The sequence below is a fragment of the Mesorhizobium sp. P5_C1 genome (assembly GCF_054049815.1).
Genome location: NZ_JBFULQ010000310.1, coordinates 1 through 6,661 on the forward strand (window position 1 = coordinate 1; position 6,661 = coordinate 6,661).

5 protein-coding genes are annotated in these 6,661 nt (G+C 63.4%); all 5 read left to right on the top strand.

From position 1 onward, the window contains the following. On the top strand, window positions 1-847 hold an 847-nt coding region (locus ACXJ7R_RS21420), incomplete at its 5' end, for an alpha amylase C-terminal domain-containing protein (protein WP_457153594.1). A gap of 50 nt (window positions 848-897) precedes the next feature. Next, window positions 898-2,163 carry a glucose-1-phosphate adenylyltransferase gene (glgC, locus tag ACXJ7R_RS21425; protein WP_457153595.1) on the top strand — a complete coding sequence of 422 codons (1,266 nt, stop codon included), beginning with the start codon at window positions 898-900 and terminating at the stop codon, window positions 2,161-2,163. Window positions 2,164-2,254: 91 nt separating this feature from the next. Further along, complete coding sequence (gene glgA, locus ACXJ7R_RS21430) at window positions 2,255-3,700, top strand: glycogen synthase GlgA (RefSeq protein WP_457153596.1); 1,446 nt, start codon at window positions 2,255-2,257, stop codon at window positions 3,698-3,700. A 3-nt stretch (window positions 3,701-3,703) separates the two neighbouring features. Further along, complete coding sequence (locus ACXJ7R_RS21435) at window positions 3,704-5,332, top strand: alpha-D-glucose phosphate-specific phosphoglucomutase (RefSeq protein ID WP_457153597.1); 1,629 nt, start codon at window positions 3,704-3,706, stop codon at window positions 5,330-5,332. An 11-nt stretch (window positions 5,333-5,343) separates the two neighbouring features. Then, window positions 5,344-6,661: alpha-amylase family glycosyl hydrolase (locus tag ACXJ7R_RS21440; protein WP_457153598.1), on the top strand; the 1,318-nt coding region annotated here is incomplete at its 3' end.

A 6,661-nucleotide genomic window follows, 5' to 3' on the forward strand; every position in this document is an offset into this window, starting at 1 on the left:
GAACAAGGAGGTCTACGGCCACCATCCGGGCGTGATCACCATCGCCGAGGAGTCGACCTCGTGGCCGAAGGTCTCGGCACCGGTGCATGAAGGCGGGCTGGGCTTCGGCTTCAAGTGGAACATGGGCTTCATGCACGACACGCTGGAGTATTTCTCCAAGGAGCCGATATTCCGCAAGCACCACCACAACGATCTCACCTTCGGCCTGACCTACGCCTTCTCGGAGAATTTCGTGCTGCCGCTCTCGCATGACGAGGTCGTGCACGGCAAAGGTACGCTGCTTGGCAAGATGGCCGGCGACGACTGGCAGAAATTCGCGACGCTGCGCGCCTACTACGCCTTCATGTGGGGGTATCCCGGCAAGAAGCTGCTGTTCATGGGGCAGGAGTTCGCGCAGCGCCGCGAATGGAGCGAGGCACGCGCGCTCGACTGGAACCTGCTTGAGTTCCGCCCGCATCGCGGCGTCTGGCAAACGGTGCGCGATCTCAACTATCTCTACCGTTCGCGCCCGGCGCTGCATGGCCGCGATTGCGAACCGGAAGGGTTTTCCTGGCTGATCGTCGACGACAGCCAGAATTCGGTTTTTGCCTGGCTGCGCAGTGCACCGGGCGGCAGCCCGGTGGCGGTCATCTCCAATTTCACGCCGGTGCCGCGCGACAATTATCGCGTGCCGTTGCCGACGGCCGGAAACTGGCGCGAAATCATCAACACCGACGCCGCGGAATATGGCGGTTCCGGCAAGGGCAATGGCGGCATGGTCGAGGCGCTGGCGGAGGGAGGCGGCATCTCGGCAACGATGCTTCTGCCGCCGCTGTCGACGATCATGCTCGAACTCGTTGCGGACTGACCCCCGAAACCGGGTAACATGTCGAGACTGAGTAACTTGGGAGGCTAGAAATGGCAGACTTGAAACGGACCCAGCCGCTGGCGCGCGATGCCATGGCCTATGTACTGGCCGGCGGCCGCGGCAGCCGCCTCAAGGAACTGACCGACCGACGCGCCAAGCCGGCCGTCTATTTCGGCGGCAAGACGCGCATCATCGACTTCGCGCTCTCCAACGCGCTCAATTCCGGCATTCGCCGCCTGGGCGTCGCCACCCAGTACAAGGCGCATTCGCTGATCCGTCATCTGCAGCGCGGCTGGAACTTCCTGCGACCCGAGCGAAACGAGAGTTTCGACATCCTGCCGGCCAGCCAGCGTGTTTCGGAAACGCAGTGGTATGAGGGCACGGCCGACGCGGTTTACCAGAACATCGACATCATCGAGGCTTACGGGCCCGAATACATGGTCATCCTCGCCGGCGACCACATCTACAAGATGGACTACGAGATGATGCTTCGCCAGCACGTCGACGCCAATGCCGACGTCACCGTTGGCTGCCTCGAAGTGCCGCGCATGGAAGCCGTCGGCTTCGGCGTCATGCATGTCGACGCCAAGGACAACATCATTGCCTTCGTCGAAAAGCCCGCCGATCCGCCCGGCATTCCCGACAGGCCGGAGTTCGCGCTGGCCTCGATGGGCATCTACGTCTTCAAGACCAAGTTCCTGATGGAGCAACTGCGCCGTGATGCGGCCGAGCCGGGCTCGAGCCGCGACTTCGGCAAGGACATCATTCCCTATATCGTCCAGCACGGTAAGGCGATCGCCCACCGCTTCGCCAAGTCCTGCGTCCGTTCGACCGCCGAGAACGAGGCCTACTGGCGCGATGTCGGAACGGTCGACGCCTATTGGGAAGCCAACATCGATTTGACCGACGTCACGCCGGAACTCGACCTCTACGATCGCGACTGGCCGATCTGGACCTATGCCGAATTGAAGCCGCCGGCAAAGTTCGTGCATGACGAGGATGGCYGCCGCGGCTCCGCCGTTTCCTCGCTGGTCTCGGGCGATTGCATCGTCTCGGGTGCCTCGCTGAAGAGAAGCCTGATCTTCACCGGTGCGCGCATCAATTCCTATTCGACGCTCGAAGAAGTGGTCATGCTGCCCGACGTTCATGTCGGCCGGAACGCAAAGTTGAAGCGCGTCGTCATCGACCATGGTGTTAGGATACCGGAAGGGCTGGTGGTTGGCGAAGACCCCGTCCTCGACGCCAAGCGCTTCCGTGTTTCTGAAAAGGGCATCTGCCTGGTCACCCAGGACATGATCGACAAGCTGGCGCTTTAGAGCAATTCCAGGAAAAGTGTGAAACGGTTTTCCGTCCGGAATTGGGTCAAGACAAAGGGCTCTAGGACAGACAGGATCGGATTGTAGGCGCATGCAGGTTCTGTCGGTCACGCCCGAGATTTTTCCGCTGATCAAGACCGGCGGGCTTGCCGACGTGACCGGTGCGCTGCCCATCGCACTGGCGGCCAAGGGCGTGACCATGCGCACGCTTATTCCCGGCTTTCCGACCGTGATGGCGGCCTTCAAGAAAAAGAAGGCCGTTCTGCAATATCCCTTGCTGCAGGGCGCCAAGGCCTCCGTCCATTCCGTCCAGCTCGCCGGGCTCGAACTGTTCGTGCTCGACGCGCCGCATCTGTTCGACCGCCCCGGCGGCCCCTATGGCAATGCGACCGGCGTCGATTGGCCTGACAATTGGCGGCGTTTCGCGGCGCTGAGCCAGGTCGGCGGCGACATCGCCGGCGGGGCCATCTCCGGCTACCAGCCCGACATCGTCCATGCCCATGACTGGCAGTCGGCGATGACGCTTGCATACATGCGCTACGGCAAGGCGGTTGGTGTCCCCTCGATGATGACCGTCCACAACCTTGCCTTCCAGGGCCAGTTCGGCGCCGGCATCTTCGGCGAGCTTGGCTTGCCGGCGGTGGCGATGGCGCTCGACGGCGTCGAATATTATGGCGGCGTCGGCTTCCTCAAGGCCGGCCTGCAAGCGGCCTGGGCAATCACCACCGTCAGCCCGACCTACGCGCAGGAGATCCGCTCGGCCGAATTCGGCATGGGCCTCGACGGCCTTATCAACATGCGCTCCAGCGATCTCTATGGCATCGTCAACGGCATCGACACCGGCATCTGGGACCCGGAAACCGACAAGCATCTGGTCTCCGACTATACGGCCGCGACGCTGAAGGCGCGCGCGCCCAACAGGGCTGCCGTGGAGGACCGCTTCGGCCTCGAGCGCGACGACAGCCCGATCGTCTGCGTCATCAGCCGCCTGACCTGGCAAAAGGGTATGGACATACTGGCGATGGTCGTCGACGGCATCGTTGCCAGGGGCGCCCGGCTGGCCATCCTGGGTTCGGGCGATGCCGGCCTCGAAGGCGCGCTGCTCGCAGCCGCAGCTCGACATCGTGGCCGCATCGGCGTCGTCATCGGCTATGACGAGGGGCTGTCGCACATCATGCAAGGCGGCTGCGACGCCATTGTCATTCCCTCGCGCTTCGAACCCTGCGGGCTGACGCAGCTTTACGGCCTGCGCTATGGCTGCGTGCCGCTGGTTGCCCGCACCGGCGGCCTGGCCGATACGGTCATCGATGCCAACGAGGCCGCCGTCTCGGCCGGCGTCGCGACCGGCTTCCAGTTCGCGCCCAACAATGGCGGCGCCCTGCTGCACGCCGTGCGCCGCCTCGTCGACGCACATGCCAGTCCGGCGGTCTGGGAATCGCTGCAGCGCCAGGGCATGAAAGCCGATGTGTCGTGGGACAAGAGCGCCGAAAAATATGTCGAACTCTATCGCTTGCTGCTTTCGAAAAGGGTTGCCTGAAGCATGATACGGACCGTCCCCACCAAGCCCTATCCCGACCAGAAACCCGGCACGTCGGGCCTGCGCAAGAAGGTGCCGGTGTTCCAGCAGGAGCACTATGCCGAGAACTTCATCCAGTCGATCTTCGACGCGCTCGACGGGTTCAAGGGCAAGACCCTGGTGATCGGCGGCGATGGCCGCTTCTACAACCGCGAGGTCATCCAGAAGGCGATCGCCATGGCCGCCGCCAACGGCTTCGGCAAGGTGATGGTCGGGCAGGGCGGCATCCTGTCGACGCCGGCCGCCTCGCATATCATCCGCAAATACAAGACCTTCGGCGGCATCATCCTGTCGGCCAGCCACAATCCGGGCGGTCCGCACGAGGATTTCGGCATCAAGTACAATGCCGGCAATGGCGGTCCGGCGCCGGAAAAGCTGACCGACGCGATCTTCGAAAAGACCAAGACGATTGCGAGCTTCAAGACCACCGATATCGAGGCGATCGACATCGACAAGATCGGCACGGTCAAGGCCGGCGGCATGACGGTCGAGATCATCGATCCGGTCGCCGACTATGCCGAGCTGATGGAAAGCCTGTTCGATTTCGACGCCATCCGCGCCAATTTCAAATACGGCTTCCGCATGCGCTTCGACGCCATGCACGCGGTGACGGGCCCCTACGCCAAGGAGATCCTGGAAAACCGGCTTGGCGCGCCCAACGGCACCTGCCGCAACTTCAAGCCGCTACCCGATTTCGGTGGTCACCATCCGGACCCCAACCTCGTCCATGCCAAACATCTCTATGACGAGATGATGGGGCCGGACGCTCCGGATTTCGGCGCCGCCTCCGATGGCGACGGCGACCGCAACCTGATCATCGGCAAGGGCATATTCGTCACGCCGTCGGATTCGGTCGCCATGCTTGCCGCCAACGCCCGCCTGGCTCCCGGCTACAGCGAAGGCCTGAAGGGCATCGCCCGCTCGATGCCGACCAGTGGCGCGGCCGATCGCGTCGCCGAAAAACTCGGCATCGGCATCTATGAAACTCCGACCGGCTGGAAGTTCTTCGGCAACCTGCTCGACGCCGACATGGCGACGATCTGCGGCGAGGAAAGTGCCGGAACCGGCTCAAACCATGTCCGCGAAAAGGACGGCCTGTGGGCGGTGCTGCTGTGGCTCAACATCCTCGCCGCGCGCGGTGAGAGCTGCAAGCAGATCGTCACCGAGCATTGGGCGACCTATGGCCGCAATTACTATTCGCGCCACGACTATGAGGAGGTCGAAAGTGACCGCGCCAACGCGCTGGTCGACGAACTCCGCGCCAAGCTCGGTTCATTGCCGGGGACCAAGGTGCGCGGCATGACGATCGCCAGCGCCGACGACTTCGCCTATCACGATCCGGTCGACGGTTCGACCAGCGAACACCAGGGCATCAGGGTGCTGTTCGAAGGCGGTTCGCGTGTCGTCTTCAGGCTTTCGGGCACGGGCACGTCGGGCGCGACTTTGCGCGTCTATATCGAGCGCTACGAGCCGGACACGTCGCGGCACGATCTCGATACCCAGGCCGCCCTTGCCGATCTGATATCGGCGGCCGATGATATTGCAGGGATTCGCAGCCATACCGGCCGCGCCAAGCCGAGTGTCATCACTTAATGAAATCTGCGATGCCGGCCGATCAGCGGCCGCGATTTGGCGGGCTTGTTTCGGAGGGCGGCATTCGCTTTGCCGCATGGTCGCAGGCCGCCCGTCGGCTCTGGGTCTCGATTTTTGACGAGCAGGGCAACCAGGAAATCGAACGGCTTGAGCTGCAGCTGGAAGGCGAGGGCGTGCATGCGCTCTTCGTCGCCGGTCTTGGCCCAGGCACCCGCTACGGGTTTCGCGCCGATGGCGACTATGCGCCGGATCGCGGCCTATGGTTCGACCCCGAAAAAATGTTGATCGATCCCTACGCCCTCGGGATCGACAGGCCTTACGCCTATGACTGGCAGCTGACCCGGCGCCGGGGCGAGGGCCTCGATACCGCGCCGCTGATGCCAAAGGCCATTGCCGCTGCCTTGCCGAAACCAGTGCCGGCAGCGCCGCCGCTGTTCCAGCCCGGCGGCCTGATCTACGAAGTGCCGGTGCGCGCCTTCACCATGCTGCATCCGGACATTCCCGAGAACCTGCGCGGCACGGTCGCTGCTCTCGCCCATCCTGTGGTTATCGAGCACCTGAAAAAGCTCGGCGTCAGTGCTGTCGAATTGATGCCGGTGACGGCGTCGATCGATGAACGGCACCTGCCGCCGCTCGGGCTGCGCAACGCCTGGGGCTACAATCCCGTCACCTTCATGGCGCTTGATCCACGCCTTGCGCCTGGCGGCATCATGGAATTGCGGAACGCGGTCGCCGCGCTACGGCAGGCCGGCATCGGCGTCATTCTGGACCTTGTCTTCAACCACACCGGCGAGAGCGACCGGCTCGGGCCAACACTGTCGCTGCGCGGTTTCGACAACCAGGCCTATTACCGGCACACGCCGGACGGCAGGCTGGCCAACGACACCGGGACGGGTAACACGGTGGCATGCGACCACCCGATCGCTGGGGAGATGGTCCTCGACACGCTTCGCCATTTTGTCCGCTATGCCGGCGTCGATGGTTTCCGCTTCGACCTGGCGCCCATTCTGGGACGGGTCGAAGGGACATTCGACGACGAGGCGCCGTTGCTGAAGGCGATGGGCGAGGACGTGCTGCTGGCCGATCGCGTGCTGATCGCCGAACCTTGGGACATCGGTCCGGATGGCTATCAGCTCGGGAATTTTCCGCCGCCTTTCCTCGAATGGAATGACAAGTATCGCGATGATATCAGGCGCTTCTGGCGCGGTGACGCCGGCATGGTCGGCGCACTGGCGACCCGGCTTTCCGGTTCGTCCGATGTGTTTGCGGCAAACGAACAAAGCGCCAGCCGCACGGTCAATTTCATCGCCGCCCATGACGGCATGACCC

Coding starts and splice junctions, on each gene's coding strand:
- ACXJ7R_RS21435 (WP_457153597.1), top strand. CDS start 3,704: ATGATACGGACCGTCCCCACCAAGCCCTATCCCGACCAGAAACCCGGC.
- glgA (WP_457153596.1), top strand. CDS start 2,255: ATGCAGGTTCTGTCGGTCACGCCCGAGATTTTTCCGCTGATCAAGACC.